Origin of the sequence: Desulfobacter latus (genome assembly GCF_013389365.1) — a bacterium.
GTDB classification, from domain to species: Bacteria; Desulfobacterota; Desulfobacteria; order Desulfobacterales; family Desulfobacteraceae; genus Desulfobacter; species Desulfobacter latus.
On record NZ_JACADJ010000005.1, the window covers coordinates 87,957 to 102,565 of the forward strand.

13 protein-coding genes and 1 CRISPR repeat array (1 of these 14 only partly in view) are annotated in these 14,609 nt (G+C 46.1%); of the genes, 4 read left to right on the plus strand and 9 right to left on the minus strand.

Annotated elements, in window-relative coordinates:
• Positions 1 to 663: direct repeats of the CRISPR family, unit length 36 nt; unit sequence GTCTCAATCACCTTCATAAGCGGTGCTCATTCCAAC; it begins 556 nt to the left of the window's first position.
• Positions 664 to 1,262: 599 nt separating this feature from the next.
• Genes HXW94_RS02600 through HXW94_RS02610 form a run of 3 tightly spaced genes read right to left on the minus strand, consistent with a single transcriptional unit; the run spans position 1,263 to position 4,900 of the window.
• Positions 1,263 to 2,603, minus strand: a complete 1,341-nt coding sequence (locus HXW94_RS02600; protein ID WP_178365347.1) for a M48 family metalloprotease — start codon at positions 2,601 to 2,603, stop codon at positions 1,263 to 1,265.
• 14 nt (positions 2,604 to 2,617) lie between these two features.
• Positions 2,618 to 3,088, minus strand: a complete 471-nt coding sequence (locus HXW94_RS02605) for a PilZ domain-containing protein (RefSeq protein WP_178365348.1) — start codon at positions 3,086 to 3,088, stop codon at positions 2,618 to 2,620.
• A 21-nt stretch (positions 3,089 to 3,109) separates the two neighbouring features.
• Positions 3,110 to 4,900 (minus strand): ARMT1-like domain-containing protein, encoded by a 1,791-nt coding sequence (locus tag HXW94_RS02610; protein ID WP_178365349.1) that lies wholly within the window; start codon positions 4,898 to 4,900, stop codon positions 3,110 to 3,112.
• 224 nt (positions 4,901 to 5,124) lie between these two features.
• On the opposite strand from HXW94_RS02610, the gene HXW94_RS02615 reads away from it, so the two are divergent.
• Entirely contained in the window at positions 5,125 to 6,426 is a 1,302-nt protein-coding gene (locus tag HXW94_RS02615) for a helix-turn-helix domain-containing protein (RefSeq protein WP_178365350.1), read from the plus strand.
• A gap of 107 nt (positions 6,427 to 6,533) precedes the next feature.
• Here HXW94_RS02615 and HXW94_RS02620 read toward each other — a convergent pair whose 3' ends face one another.
• The 4 genes from HXW94_RS02620 to HXW94_RS02635 all read right to left on the minus strand — a co-directional run bounded on the left by HXW94_RS02620 (position 6,534) and on the right by HXW94_RS02635 (position 10,505).
• Positions 6,534 to 8,192 (minus strand): glutamate synthase-related protein, encoded by a 1,659-nt coding sequence (locus HXW94_RS02620; protein ID WP_281357789.1) that lies wholly within the window; start codon positions 8,190 to 8,192, stop codon positions 6,534 to 6,536.
• A gap of 238 nt (positions 8,193 to 8,430) precedes the next feature.
• A complete protein-coding gene (locus tag HXW94_RS02625; protein WP_246293703.1) occupies positions 8,431 to 8,970 on the minus strand; it encodes a metallophosphoesterase family protein in 540 nt (179 codons plus the stop codon).
• The gene (locus HXW94_RS02630) at positions 8,954 to 10,210 is read right to left on the minus strand and encodes a M48 family metallopeptidase (RefSeq protein ID WP_178365352.1); all 1,257 of its coding nucleotides are present in this window, start codon (positions 10,208 to 10,210) and stop codon (positions 8,954 to 8,956) included. The genes HXW94_RS02625 and HXW94_RS02630 overlap by 17 nt, the downstream gene beginning before the upstream one ends.
• A gap of 4 nt (positions 10,211 to 10,214) precedes the next feature.
• Positions 10,215 to 10,505, minus strand: coding sequence for an integration host factor subunit alpha (locus HXW94_RS02635; protein ID WP_178365353.1), 291 nt, complete (start codon positions 10,503 to 10,505; stop codon positions 10,215 to 10,217).
• A gap of 172 nt (positions 10,506 to 10,677) precedes the next feature.
• Here HXW94_RS02635 and purB point away from each other — a divergent pair, with 172 nt between their 5' ends.
• Genes purB through HXW94_RS02650 form a run of 3 tightly spaced genes read left to right on the plus strand, consistent with a single transcriptional unit; the run spans position 10,678 to position 12,953 of the window.
• On the plus strand, positions 10,678 to 12,060 hold the full coding sequence (gene purB, locus HXW94_RS02640) for an adenylosuccinate lyase (RefSeq protein WP_178365354.1): 1,383 nt from the start codon (positions 10,678 to 10,680) through the stop codon (positions 12,058 to 12,060).
• A 30-nt stretch (positions 12,061 to 12,090) separates the two neighbouring features.
• Positions 12,091 to 12,654, plus strand: coding sequence for an AmmeMemoRadiSam system protein A (gene amrA, locus HXW94_RS02645; protein WP_178365355.1), 564 nt, complete (start codon positions 12,091 to 12,093; stop codon positions 12,652 to 12,654).
• 32 nt (positions 12,655 to 12,686) lie between these two features.
• Positions 12,687 to 12,953 carry a Trp family transcriptional regulator gene (locus tag HXW94_RS02650; protein WP_178365356.1) on the plus strand — a complete coding sequence of 89 codons (267 nt, stop codon included), beginning with the start codon at positions 12,687 to 12,689 and terminating at the stop codon, positions 12,951 to 12,953.
• Here the strand turns inward: HXW94_RS02650 and HXW94_RS02655 are convergent.
• A complete protein-coding gene (locus tag HXW94_RS02655) occupies positions 12,928 to 13,551 on the minus strand; it encodes a phosphoesterase (RefSeq protein ID WP_178365357.1) in 624 nt (207 codons plus the stop codon). The genes HXW94_RS02650 and HXW94_RS02655 overlap by 26 nt on opposite strands.
• A 190-nt stretch (positions 13,552 to 13,741) precedes the next feature.
• Entirely contained in the window at positions 13,742 to 14,359 is a 618-nt protein-coding gene (locus HXW94_RS02660) for a hypothetical protein (RefSeq protein ID WP_178365358.1), read from the minus strand.
• Positions 14,360 to 14,609: the final 250 nt, after the last annotated feature.

A 14,609-nucleotide genomic window follows, 5' to 3' on the forward strand; every position in this document is an offset into this window, starting at 1 on the left:
CAGTCTCAATCACCTTCATAAGCGGTGCTCATTCCAACAAAAAAATAGAGATTCTTGATATAAGGAATGGCGTCTCAATCACCTTCATAAGCGGTGCTCATTCCAACTTATTATTGTTGCTATCCCATTAAATTCATTGTCTCAATCACCTTCATAAGCGGTGCTCATTCCAACCTACCCTTGAAGAATACCTTGATGATAGTTATAGGTCTCAATCACCTTCATAAGCGGTGCTCATTCCAACTCTTGCACACAAAGGTGTAGTTGGCGGAGAAGTGTCTCAATCACCTTCATAAGCGGTGCTCATTCCAACCGAACTTAAAATAATAATGGAGTACGAAGAAGAACTGTCTCAATCACCTTCATAAGCGGTGCTCATTCCAACAGATCTTTGGTGTTGTGGTGGAAGAAATGCAAACTGTCTCAATCACCTTCATAAGCGGTGCTCATTCCAACCACTGGAGAATTTTCTTGGTATAATTTTGATGGGGTCTCAATCACCTTCATAAGCGGTGCTCATTCCAACCCGAGCTGGATCTCATTGGCCACATGAACCATGGTCTCAATCACCTTCATAAGCGGTGCTCATTCCAACCAGGTGCTGGGCTAATATCTGCTGCTAATTTAGTCTCAATCACCTTCATAAGCGGTGCTCATTCCAACCCTTACCGTAGATAAAAATATATTTAAATTCAATTGGTTGTGATGTGTAAAAATTTTCATAAAAAATCAAAAAATGATTTAGCTTATTTTGATGATTTATGGTACAAAAAATGCATACATCTATTTTCTATGTTAACCACCTGAAATAAAATGAAATATAAACCGTGTAGTCTGTTTTTTCTATTATTCCAAAATGTAACTTTTATCCCGAAATTCAGACACGAAAAAAAATAGCTGATCGCTACAGCAGCAAGGGATTTGCCTGAAACGGATTTTTTTCCAGCTTTGATGCAATTTGTAATAAATTTTCAAAGAGCTTTAATTCTTACATGGTTTTGAATATTCCCAGACATCACTTCAATAAATTTTTATTAGTTCTGCCATGGTTTTGCCTACTGGTCAAGGCTGTTTTTAATTTACACTCGATGATTCCACTATCGCCCTTTGGGTGGACTGTTAGGTGCTGGGTGCTGGGAATGGAAATTCCTATACTATTAAGTTACAGTCTGTTGACTTGGCCATGCCATAAACCCAACCTACCGGAAATCCGTATGGCCTGAAATATGACCAAGGCCAAATTTACGATTTTCGGTCAGGCACTATTTATAATTCCATGCCTTAAGCCGCTTATACGCATGTTGGCTGTACTGATTTGACGCATAATTGACCGCTTTAAGATATGCCACATATTCCCGGGCGGCCGCCTGTTTTCTGCCGGCCATGTCAAGGGCGTACCCCTGGTAAAAGGTTGTCTGGGGATTTCCCGGCAGCAGCCTGCTGCATGCAGTAAAATCCGCATGGGCCTGCATGGGTTTTTTTAAAGCCAGATTGGAGAGCCCGGAAATATAATGTCCCTGGTTTTCCCGGGGGAAAAGCTGTTTGGCAAGGCCGGCATGGTAGGCGGCGTTCTTATTCTTTTTCCTGATCAGCATGCATTTGGCTGTCATCACCTGGGCGGTATAATCATTGTCATTTAATCTGAGTGCAGACATTAATGCCCCCTCGGCCTGGTCATACTGCGCTTTGGCCAGGAATTTATCCGCTTCCTGGAGTTTGGCGATCAGGGTTTTCTGTGATCTTAAATTTGCTGTGTGGTCCATATACCGGTCACGGTACAGGCTCAGGGAATGGGTTTCCCGGTATATGCCGCGGTCTCTGTCTCTGGCGGAATCCAGCCGTTCCCGGCTCATGGGATGGGTGGCAAACAGCATCTGGGTTGAATTGGGCTTTGTGGTATTCATTTCGTTGAGCATTTCCATAAGCCCGGTAAACCCTTTGGAATTGTATCCGGACCGGGCCATGTACCGGTGCCCCAGGGTATCGGCCTCACGTTCGTTATCCCGTGAGTATTTGGAAAGGAACAGCCCCTGTCCCAGGCTTCCAAGTTTCTGGGTCCAATCGCCCAATCCGGCACCCTGGGTCTCTGCTGCCGCTGACAGACCTGCGATCAGAATGGATGATATCTGTCCTTTGGACATCTGTTCGGCCGTATGCCGTGCATTGACATGCCCCAGTTCGTGCCCCAGAAGTGAGGCCAGTTCCGCCTCATTGTCAAGCGCCAGTAAAATCCCCCGGGTCACGGCAATGGACCCGCCGGGAAAAGCATAGGCGTTTATATACGTGGCATTGACCACCTGGAAATTATAGGGCATGTCGGGGCGATGGACCTGGGGCAGCATGGATTGGCCCACGCCGGCAACATACCGGTTCAGTTCTTTATCCTGGGTCACACCATAGTCCGAAGAAAACTGGAAAGGTGACTGCTGTTTATCCACGGATATTTCCTGATCCCGGCTCATGAGCATCAACTGCTTTTGTCCGGTAACCGGATCAATGGCACACCCCTGGAAAAGTCCGGCCCCTGCCAGGGTTATGGCCGTTGCTGTACAGCCCTGCAAAAATTCCCGCCGGGTCATCCCGGTGCATTCATTCTGTTCCATAAGCCTCTTTTCTCTCAAAAATAAAACAAAAAATATTTTCCCAGATCATCAAAATGCTCGCTGCTCTCGAATTCGCAGCCAAAGCTGTATTCGGAAAGGACTTTTCGGACCTTTATAAACCTGCGAACTTCGGAACAGTTCGGATTATCCAGGGTAAACTTGATCTCAGCCGTGCTGTCCTCTTTGATCAAGGCCTTTCTCAGGGTTTTAAACCGAAGGCCGTTGGGGGAGATATCCGTGATCTCACCGGGGTACTGCTTCTCGTTCTGCATGAGTACGCCTTTAAGGCAGACGTCCTTGCGGATGGTCCGCCGTCGTTCTAATATCACGCTGAAAATATGCCCGCACTTGCATTTGTATTTCAACCGGACCCGGGCCTTGTGCCTGACAAACTTGGACACATCCTTGGTGTAAGACTTTCCGCATGATTCACAGGTAAAGCTTGCGTTAAGTTCGGAGGTTACATAAACTGTTGGTATTGTCATCCTTTATTGACAGCCTGTTGATCATGCATGGCGTCCACTCTTCCGTCGATCCGACTTGCGTCTTTCCGGCATCCAGGCCAGGCGTCGATCATACATGGAGCCCACCCCATATTCATCCCTGCGCATGAATTTATCCACCGCAGGTCCTATAAGCTGCATTTCCGGGTTCTCTTTCTGGACCTCCTGGGCAATGCGCATCTCCTTGGTGCAGCCGGTGGAATAGGTGGCATCCTTTCCAATCCATTCCGGCGGGACCTTCTGTCCCATGATTGCAAAACTTCGGGAAATATCATCAGAGGTCTGGAAACGCCAGATATCAATATATCCGCTTCGTTGAACAATTTCCCACATATACATCAGGTCATCGGCATCCATTCCCGGCTCATAATATGAAGAAGGATTAATGATAAACAGATTGTCGGACTGGTTTTTTAAATGTTCAATAAAACGGTTCATTATTTTTTTGGCCACATCAATTTTGCCGGGGATGGAACCGATAATACCCGAATAGAACATCACGGTCATGTTTTCATTTTTGGCCTGCGTCATTTCAGAAATAATTTTATTGGCTTTCCCTTCAAGATCCATATGGCTGAAATTAATAAAGTCAGGATGCCTGGGCTTAAAGACAATGTCCAGCCTGTTTTCTTTTGCGCAGATATTGATTACATCCCGGGTAAACCTGAAATGGGTTTGGATCATCCGGCTTCTTTGTTTCGGCCCCCTTGTCACCACGCAGTCCACCTCCTTGAAAACCCGTGAAAAGGTGGTGGAGACCAACAGAAGATTCAGTGCTTCCTGGGTGCCGTCGGAGATCACATATAGATGTTCATCCTGTTTCAGGCGCTGGAGCAGCTTGTTTTTACTGATGGCTTTGTCGTGGATGAAGTGGGCCTGTTCCAGGGCCTTGACAAGGACCGGGTCTGTCCGGGTGTCGTTCAGACAGACTTTTTTAAAAAATGGTTTTTCCTTGACCGCAAGGATTACAACGTGGCCGATGTTTGCAAGGAATTGAGCAATGGCAATGTCCGCCACCACCTCCCCGGACTCCCCGGTAAGCCATAGAATTTTTGATTTTGGCGCATTCACCAGTTCAAGGAGCCGCTTCATGCCGTTGCCTGTAATTCTGGCGTTTAACAGGGTTTTTATGGCCGAAGTCGAGGGCATCTTGAAGTTGTCATCCTGCCATAGGGCGGAGGCCGTTAAAAGGGAGAGCCGTCGTGTGAACTCTATCTCATTGATTTGGGCTTTAACCTGTTCGAGGGTGAATCCCTTCATGGTGTCAATGGCACCGTCAACTTCGTTTAACGCTTCTTTAAAGGATTCCGAGGCCATGAACGTGTATGCCCTGTCATTTTCCTTTTTTTTCTGGCTTTTATATGGGTCTTCGATCTGGGTGCGGGTTAAGAAAATTTTATACAGGCGTTTTTCAAGCCGGGAGGGTATGAGCAGGCGGCTTTGAATTTCGTTATCATATTTTATTTTTATCAGTCGGGATAAAAATGCCCGGTCATATTCCGAATCAATGAACGCTTTGATAATGGCAAAAATTTTGTCAAGTACGTCACGGTAACGGTTCGTCAGGAACCTTGGCCTTTTCCGGGACATGATTGCATTAAACATGGTATCGGAACAGGGATAGAAGCGTTCATTATTTTCCGGATATACCATAAATTCCACTTGCTCCCGGGATCCGACCTCTATGGGATAGGCAAATGGATCAATATGGTTTTCAAGGAAAAATGCCGTAAACCATGCGTCCTGGTCCGGATCTATATTGACGGGTTTCGGTTCAGCTTCACAGGGTGCCATTTTTTCTCCTTAAATAATAACGAATCCAGCCGTCACAAAAGCCTTTCAGAACCGCTTGGGGCCCTGTGGCAGCGAATGAATACTACCATGCCGGACGCTTTTTTTCAAACCAATGATCAGAGATTACCCTGGGTCTGTAACGCATGAAAATGGTTTTATGAAATTGTTTCTGATATGATGTCCTGGTACGGAATAGTTAATTAAAAAAATTGGAATTATTATTTATGATTAAAAAAAAGGTGTCTTCAGGAATCCCCGGATTGGACCGGCTGCTCAACGGACTGTTTATCGGTGACAACGTGGTCTGGTATGATGACGCCGGCAGTCTGGCCTATCCTTTTTGCTTGAAATTCATCCAGGCGTCCCACCAGCAGAGCAAACCCATTGTATATGTTTCCTTTGACAGGTCACCGAAAAATCTTATCCAGACCCTGGGCCCTCTGGCGGATAACCCCCGGCTCAGCATTCTGGACTGCTTTACCAACGGCAAGGGTGACAAGGCCGACGTGTTCAATAAATTTTATGAAAAAGACGGCGCCCAGTGGCCTTGTCAGGTTATCCGGGTGAATGATCCCTGGAAACCGGATACGGTGCTTGGTGCCATTGATGCCCTGCACCGCACGCTTTCCGGAGATGTGCGGTTTGTCATGGAAAGCCTTACGGGAATGCAGGATCTATGGGAAGGAGAAGATCAGATCCTGAAATTTTATTCCCACTCCTGTCCCAGGCTCTATGAAATGGATACCATTGCTTATTGGATTGTCGAAAAAAATGCCCATTCGAGCCGGATCAGGGCGCATATCAATCAAATCGCCCAGGTCGCGGTGGATTTAACCATGACCCAGGGCCGATCCTGCATTAAGCTTCTTAAGGCAGACAAACGCTACCCTGCCGATTTGGGTATCCCGGTTCCCTATTTTTGTAAAAACGGGGAGATCCAGCTTCGGAAAGCTGAAACAAAAAAAGCGGTTATCCTGGATCTGGGCCAGGCCGTCAAGGCGTTCCGCAGCCACCAGGGAATGTCCCAGAGAGAGCTGGCCCGCCTGGCCGGGGTTACCCCCTCCACCATTTCACAGATCGAAAGCAATCATGTGTTTCCGTCTTTACCGGCGCTTTACCGTATTGCAGAAAATCTATCCGTGGACGTGGCCTCGTTTTTCAAGCCCCGGATACCCGGTCCCAGGGACATCTTTTCAAGTGATGAAGCCGTGCGCATCATCCGATCGGATCTGGATAAAAACAGTATTGAAATCGCCCAGTTGACCCCTCCGGACCTGGATTTGCCCATGGATGCCTTTTTGATAACCTTTTTGCCGGAAAAACGGCTCAACGCCCATTTCATGGTTTACAAAGGTCCTGAACTGGGACACCTGGTGTCCGGTCGCCTTGAGCTGGTTCTGGATAACAGGGCTGAGGACATGTCAGCGGGGGACACCATTTTTCTGGGTAAAGATTTTCCAAGTCAGTGGGTCAATCCCCTGACAGAGCCTGCCACCTTGTTCTGGATCAATATGAAAGCCCAATAGATTATTATTTGACTCGATGATCGCCGTTTAAACGAAAAGTCACCCATTTGCAGCGTTGCATTTGGGTGACTTTTCGTCCTCAAACGGGATTTTCGTTTAGACGCAAGTTAAGAATTCAGAATTTTTCTGGCACTTTCATCGTTAATGTCTGCCACATGCGGAATTCCTGTTTCCTTGGCAGTCTCCCGGTTCCCGGAAAAAATTTCATGCCGGGTGATTTTGTCCAGTGAGAACTTTCTGGCGCCGGCCATGAGCTGCTGCAGGCCGCATCCCAGCTTATCCGCCAGGGTGTAGAAGGCAATCGCGCCATAGGGGATTTTACCGACTTCATCCTTGCCGAGCTTATCTGCCAGATCATGGTAGCACGCAAAAATTTCATCTGCAGTCTTGCCTATTTCCAGAACATTCTTTGGCAGTTCATTCCAGTTTCCATTGACCTCAGCCCGGCGTTCCGGGTAGATCGCCCCTTCAATGTTGGCACCTAAAAAGCCCGGAATCATAACCGCCCGGCCCATGCACACCATCTTGGTGTAAGGCGCGCCTACGGCCAAGGCTTTAAAAATATGATCTTCCAGTGCAAATCCACCGGCAAAGGACATGTCTACGACGCTTTTTCCTTTGGCAGACAGAATACTTGCGTATTCATAGGCCTTTGCATGGAGGATGACGGAAGGAACGCCCCAGCTCTGCATCATATTCCAGGGACTCATGCCCGTGCCGCCGCCGGAACCGTCAATGGTGAGCAGATCCAGTTCCGCATCTGTGGCAAACTTGATGGCCATGGCCAATTCTTCCATGCCGTAGGAACCTGTTTTCAGGGTGATCCGCTCAAATCCGATGCTTCGCAGGTATGCCACACTGTTCATGAAATCCTCCTGGACTTGGTCCACAGAGGAGAGATTGGTGGCGCCCAGCCGGCTGTGGCGGGCAAAAGACTTGATGGCGCCTTGTTCAAACCCTTGACGGACATCCGCTTTTGAGGGATCCGGGTCTACGACATAGCCGCGGTCTTTCAGAAAGGTCGCATAGTCCAGGGAACGCACCTGGATTTCTCCGCCGATATTTTTAGCCCCCTGTCCCCATTTCAACTCGATGATACATTTGTCACCATATTTGTCCACCACGTATTCGGCCACGCCGTTGCGGGTGTCTTCCACATTGAGCTGAACAATGATGGCGCCGTAGCCGTCATGATACCGCAGGTACGTATCAATACGGCGGTCCAGCTCCGGTGCTTTTTTTATTTTTCCCTGTTTGGTTTCGATGTCTGAAATCTCAGAGTTGCGGTCAACACCGACCACGTTTTCTCCGATGACCACGGGGATGCCCACAAGTGCGCCGCCAATGGCAAAGGAATCCCAGTATTTTTCTGCGATGAAGGTGGAGCCTAAGGCACCGGTCATCAAAGGCATTTTTACCTTGGTTTTTTGTTTTTTGCCAAATTCGGTTTCCAGAGACACATTGGGAAAAATACAGTCATCCGGGCTGTTGGTCAGTTCGTCTGCCATACCGCTGGCCCCATAGGCATATCCCTGGACTCTCAGGCTGTTGTAAGAAACCCCCACATGGCTGGTGTTGTTGGCTCCGGCTGTTACCAGGCCAAAGCTGCGGGGGTACAGCAGTTTGCGGCCCACCATGCTGGACAGCCAGGTTTCGCATTTTCCGACGCATTCCGCCCGGCACAGGGTACACAGGCTTGATTCACAAGCATCTCCTCTGTTTTTGGTTCCCAGTGCATCATTGCTTTTTGAAAATCTCATATCCATAATCTGCAACTCCTTTCTAAAATTATTCTCTATTTATGAACCCTCTGTAAAAGATACAGGCAGTAAACCATTAACAGGTTCTTTAAAAATAAAAGAAACTGAATGATCGATTAAAATTGTTGATTAAAATAAACATAGGTGGCTTATTAATCAATAATTTTATTTTTAATATAAAAATTAAAATAAAGTTAATTTTAAATTAATCATAAGGCGTGTATGAGATTGGTATACAAAAAATCTAAAAATTCAGAGATGCCAGCTTTTTGCCGGACAGTGCCATCACATTTATACTGTTGCTGCCAATGACGGCGAAGGAGGGGGTCTCGTTCCGGGGAACTGCGATGGAGCCTGGATTCAGGTGGATGCGATTTTGAATTTTTTCTAACTGAGGCAGGTGGGTGTGCCCCTGAATAACAATATCCGTACCCTGGGGAATTATCAGGGGATCTTTATGCCCATGATGCATGAAAATGGTTTTATCAAAGACCTGAAAGCTCAGTTCATGGGAAAATCCTTTGCAGAAGCCTTCCACATCACAATTGCCGTAAATATAAAAGAGTTTAAAATCCAGGTCGGCAATTGTTGACCGGATCTGTTCCGGGGCAAAATCAGGATCATTGTAGCTGCCATACCTTGTATCAAACAGATCCCCTGCAATGGCAACGGCATCACCGGGGCCTGCCAACGCTTTTACCGTGAGCCAGGCCGGTAAATAGCCGTGAAGATCCGCAAATACCAAAAGCCGTTTCATATTCATGATATCAGACCGTACGCTCAATTTCTTCCATGGCCGCAATGCGCTGGGTCAGTGGCGGATGGGAGTAATTTAAAAATACATAAAAGGGGTGTGGGGTAAGGTTGGCAAGATTATCCGCACTGAGTTTTTTTAACGCCGTTATCAAGGCCCCGGCCTTTTTTGTTGTTAACGCGGCAAAGCGGTCGGCTTCGTACTCATCTTTTCTTGAGAAGAACTGCATGATAATGGAGATGACCAGGTCAACCGGGGAAAAAAGAATACTGAAAAAAACAAGGCCGGCATATATGGAGGGCGTATCCACATAAAATGCCGTAAACAGGCTTTGGTGGGTGATGAATAAAGACAACAGGTAAAAAATAACCCCCATCTGAAGAATGCCGAAAATCAGGCGCCGCTGGATGTGTTTTTTCTTGAAATGCCCCATTTCATGGGCAAGTACGGCCAGAAGTTCATCCGGGGTATGGGCGTTGATCAGGGTGTCAAACAGCACAATGCGTTTGTTTTTACCAAAACCTGTGAAAAAGGCATTGGACTTGGTGCTGCGTTTGGAACCGTCCATGACAAATATTTGAGTCAAAGGAAAATCAATGGTTTTCGCATAAGCCAAAAGTTTGTCTTTTAATTCACCGTCTTCAAGGGGGGTGAATTTATTGAACAAAGGCATGATCCATGTGGGTATGATGTATTGAAGCGTCAGCATGAACGCTGTGGTCACACCCCAGCAGATTATCCAGGCCCAGGGCCCTGTGCTTTCCAGAAACCAGAATATGGCAGACAGCAAAGGGATGCCGAATGCCAGGGATAAAATCATGGATTTCAGCAGGTCCAGCACAAAAAGCCTGGGTGTGGTTTTGTTAAAACCAAACTTTTCTTCTATGACAAAGGTGGCATAGATGGAAAAGGGCAGGGATATAATGAATTTGCATCCTGCAAGGATACCAATGAATAAAAGTCCGCAACCCATGGAAGACCATCCGGTTCCCCTGACAAAATGATCCAGGGCACCGAACCCGCCCAGAAACCAGAAGAGTAAAAGAATACCAAGATCAATGGTCGACGTGATCGTACCCAGCCGGGTGGTGGCCTTAAGATAATGCTGGGACTGTTCATACCGTTTCCGGTCATAGACATCTGAAAATTTTTCAGGCAGATGTGTTGTGAGACTGCCGATATTCAGACGATCAGCCACATAATTCATTGTAAAATCAACAATGAGTGTAACAAGAACAATATTGGTGATCGTCGAATCAGATAAAAACATTGCTCTACTGGGTGTCGGAATTGATCAAGTCCCGAAGTTTTCCGGAACATTTAAAGGTGACAACCCGTCTGGCCGGAAGCGTCATTTCTTCGTCCGTTGCAGGGTTGCGTCCTTTTCTTGCCTTTTTTTCATTAACACAAAATTTACCGAAACCGGAAATCATAATATCCTCACCACTTGAAATGGTCTCTTTTATGATTTCAAGAAATTCTTCCATGACCTCATAAGCAACGTTTCTTGAGAGATCCAGTTCATTTTGTATTTTTTCTGCAATAATGGTTTTGGTCAGTGCCATAATACCTATTTACTCCAGTTTACGCCAGCGGCACACAAAGCTCGCTTCTTGAAAGATTAATAAAAACAGGTTCGTAAAATACTTTAAATCCTTCAGGATTGTCAAGATAAGGTTGATCTGTTATTGTAATTTATTACAAAATCACCACAATGATTTATTTAATGGAGAAAAAATGAAACACGTGTCATGCATCACACCCATAGACGGACGTTATGCCCGTCTTACCGGTGTTCTTTCAAATATTTTCAGTGAATCCGGACTGATTCACCACAGGGTTCAGGTTGAACTTAAGTGGCTCAAATTTTTGATAACGGATTTAAAGGTCCATGAAATTCTACCGGCTGATCAGCCCTTGGATTTATCGAAGCTGGATGTTTTAATAAATGACTTTAATGCGGATGATGCGCTCAGGGTCAAGGAGATAGAATCCCGGACCAACCATGATGTAAAAGCCGTGGAGTATTTTATTAAAGACGCGTTGGATGCGGCAGGGCTGGCCCCAATACGGGAATGGGTGCATTTTGCATGCACGTCTGAAGATATCAACAATACGGCATACGGGCTTATGCTCAAAAAAGGCAAGGAGCTTGTGGTTGAGCTGCTTAAAAATTTTGTGGCGGAAATTGAAAAAAAAGCCCTGCTTTATAAACATGTTCCAATGATGTCTCGCACCCATGGGCAGGCTGCGACCCCCACGACCCCGGGAAAAGAGTTTATCAATTTTGCCTGGCGCTTGAACCAGGAAATTCAGGTGCTGGAAAACACTAAAATCCAGGTAAAAATAAACGGGGCCACAGGCAATTACAACGCCCATGTGTTTGCGTTCCCCGAAATTGACTGGATGGCGGCGTCTGAACGGTTTATCCGGGATCACCTGGGGCTTGAACCCATGTTATTCACCACCCAGATAAATCCCAACACTTCCCTGTCCAGGGTGCTTCATGCCATGGTCCGGGCGGCGGCGGTGATGATTGATTTTGACCGTGATATGTGGGGGTATATCAGTTTAGGATACTTCAAACAGCGGGTTAAGGAAGGCGAAACCGGATCATCCACAATGCCCCATAAAGTCAATCCCATTGATTTTGAGAACAGTGAAGGTAATATGGGGCTTGCAATTTCCATGATGGAACACCTGGCGGTTAAACTACAGAAATCCCGGTTCCAGAGGGACTTGAGCGACAGTACCGTGCTGCGCAGCCTCGGTACCGTGTTCGGGTATTTTACCATTGGGATGAAAAATGCCTTGAAGGGCCTGTCAAAAGTGGATTTAAACCATGAGGTGCTTGAAAGGGATCTTGATGATAACCCCGAACTTCTGGCCGAACCGTTTCAAACCGTGATGCGGGTATATGGTGAGGACAATCCATATGAACGGCTCAAAGACCTGACCCGGGGCCGAAAAATTCAGAAAGCGGATCTGGCCCGGTTTGTGGACAAACTTGAAAAGGTGCCGCCGGAGGTTAAGAAACGCATGCGGGCGCTTTCCCCCCGGACATACCTGGGGTTGGCCGAATCCCTGGTGGATCTGTATTTTAAGGAAAAAAAATCATAACCCAAAATCAATTATTACTGGTGTTTTCAGATGATTAGTGACAAACAAGGGCAGATACTGCTGCAAATGGCGCGCGCCGGTATTGCCGAAGAACTTGGTATTCCTGTGGATTCAACACAAGTTGATTTGAATCAACCCTTTTTGCAAGCCAAACAGGGCCTGTTTGTAACCCTGCATAAAAACGGTGCTTTAAGGGGATGTATCGGTGTCATCGAACCGGTTGAATCTCTGAAGACAGGGGTTGGGAAAACCGCAAAGCTTGCTGCGTTTAAAGATTCCCGTTTTGCACCCCTTGGCGGGGATGAATTTGACCAGGTAGACTTGGAAATCAGTCTTTTGTCATTGCCTGAAAAATTTGAATACAGTACGGCAAAAGAGCTGGTCCAAGGGCTTGTGCCGTTCAAGGATGGCGTGATTATTAAAAAAGGAAGCAAACAGGCGGTCTTTCTTCCCCAGGTCTGGGAACAATTGCCTGACGCTGCTTCCTTTTTATCCCATTTGTGCATCAAAGCCGGGCTTGATGCCGATGAATGGACCAAAGGAGACCTAATCGTCCATACTTACAGGGTGCATTCGTTTTGTGAAACTCGATGATCGAGTAAAAAATAATGCCGGGTACTAAATTTATGCGTATAGATCAGGAATTACTGGAAGTCATTTTATCCATAAAAAATAAAGATGAACTGGACTGTTTTTTTGAAGAACTTTTTACACCGGCGGAGCTTTCAGACCTTTCTTTGCGCTGGAAGCTTTTAAAAGAACTGCATGCGGGCATGACCCAGCGGAAAATCGCTGAAAAATACGGCATCAGCCTGTGTAAAATTACAAGGGGGTCAAAGGTGCTTAAAAAAGATGGTTCTGTTGCACTTAAAGTGCTGGATTCAATGAATTAGTAAGTTCCAGGGCCAGTTCGGACCATAACTCCAGATCCAGTTGGCAAAGCGTTTGTGTTGCATGCCAGGTAAAGCGATGCAATTCATCCCCAGGCAGATAGCCTTCCGGGGTTTGTGTCCTGATCAGAAATACCGCCCCCATGTGAACGCTGCCCACCGGCGTGATATCTTCACTGATAATCCCTATAAATTCAATGGGATCACCTGTAACGCGCTGGATCAGTTCTTCATCCAGTTCCCTTTGCATGCCGGTTTCTAAAATGTTTTTAAAACTGTCTGTCTCCATGGCGGTGTCTTCCGGGTTGATATGGCCGCCGATCCCGATGGACCACAGCTCATGAAGCCGTTTTTCGCTGCCCTGCCTGTTGTAGGCCGCAGTCATGCTTCCATCGGCTGTCTGCAGAAGAATATACGGGATGATCTGTTTTTTTTGTCTGTCTTCTTCAGCAATACCCCGGCGAACAAAAGAAAATCCAGCCTTGGTGCATGTGTCGGCAAATGTGTAAAAATGCATTGGAAGGACGGTTCTCCGGCTTACCCAGGACTGGGGAAGGCGTTTACGGTTGATGCACAATACCTGTTCTTGTTCCTTGCTCATTATTATTTCCTAAATTTTTCCCATTTGCAAGCAAGTGGAGAATTGAGCCTGTCAGGCTTTTTTTGACTTCATGGTTGGGGAATCCCAGGCGATATTGGTATTCCTGGTCAAAGAGGTGTTCTTTTTTTTTATCCGTAATCTTCCCCTTTGTAGGCAATCATTTTCTTGAGTCTATCTAGCAGTGTCTTTCCTATTCATAAAAAATAAATCGGTAGGCAATTCCATAAGTATCAAAGCCCCCATCATCAAACACCCCGAATCCTCCGGACCAGTGGTCATTGTACAATACGACTTGATGACGTTTGAACTGCGGTAACGCCAGGGTAAGCTGAATCGGCCAGTAAAATTTCCATTGTGATCGTTCTTTGTCCGCATGCTTTATCCGATCATAACTGTTGATCTGTTCGAAATAGCCTAGTCCGACACCCATTGCCAGGGTTGTATAAAGATATTTATTCCAGTGAAAATCAGTCCATTTCAATGTTCCGGCAAAATTCATGTTATGATAACCGTCTCCACTGTTTTCTTCGAATCGCGTGATGGAAGGAAACACGTCTAACTGAGGATAAAAAACATAATTGCCCATTTCCCATTGAAATTTCTTAACAGTATAATAAACACTCAATTTGTAGATATCTGCACCGTATTCACCTGCAAGGGTGTCAAATTGGCCGGTTATGTCGCCTACCGTATCGTTGGTGGACAGAACCCCGACCCCGAACTCCACAGCCCATCGTCCCAACCGATGATGGCTTTTTTCTGAATGGGGGCCTTTAACCCATTTAGATTCATTTTCTGCTATTTTCACCTGACTTGCCAAAATTAAATTTTCATTGTTTGTCTTTTGATATATTTTTTTGGGACCGGTTGCACAACCTACCAGGATAAATGATAAAAAAATAGTCCAAAATCGTACTGACAGTAAATGCATATTCCAATTTACTCCAATTTTGTTAATAATTATCTGAACGCTGCACATAAGGGACTTGGGAAAAATATAAAAAATGATATCGTAGCTTATTCCGGCTTGTCAATAAAACATCATGGGAAATGAGATT